This is a genomic window from Streptomyces sp. NP160 (assembly GCF_006335115.1).
Classification (GTDB): Bacteria; Actinomycetota; Actinomycetes; order Actinomycetales; family Quadrisphaeraceae; genus Quadrisphaera.
The window spans coordinates 1-271 of record NZ_VDMJ01000116.1 but is presented as its reverse complement, the minus strand read 5'-3'; the positions used below and the strand labels follow the sequence as shown (position 1 = coordinate 271).

The 271-nt window shown below is 85.2% G+C and carries 1 protein-coding gene; it reads right to left on the bottom strand.

Annotation, left to right across the window (positions count from 1 at the left end):
- Positions 1-271 (bottom strand): hypothetical protein (locus FHN55_RS22180; protein ID WP_139714562.1); only part of this gene is annotated, 271 nt, incomplete at both ends.

The window sequence follows — 271 nt, the reverse complement described above, 5'->3', positions numbered from 1 at the left end:
CGCGCTCGCGGGCGGCGCGCTCCTGGCGCGCGGCGCGGGCCAGGCCCTCGGCGCGGCCGCTGCTGGCGCGCTCGCGCTCCTCGGCGGTGCGCAGCGCCAGGCGCGCCTCCACCTCCGCGCCGCGAGCCGCGGTGGACGCCGCGGCCAGCTCCGCGCTGCGGGCGCCGCCGTCCTGCCGACCGTCCGGCTCCCCCGGCGCGACGGCCCGCTCGTCAGCGGCCAGCTCCGCCGCGAGCGCGTCCGCCTCCTGCCGGGCGACGACGACGGCGGC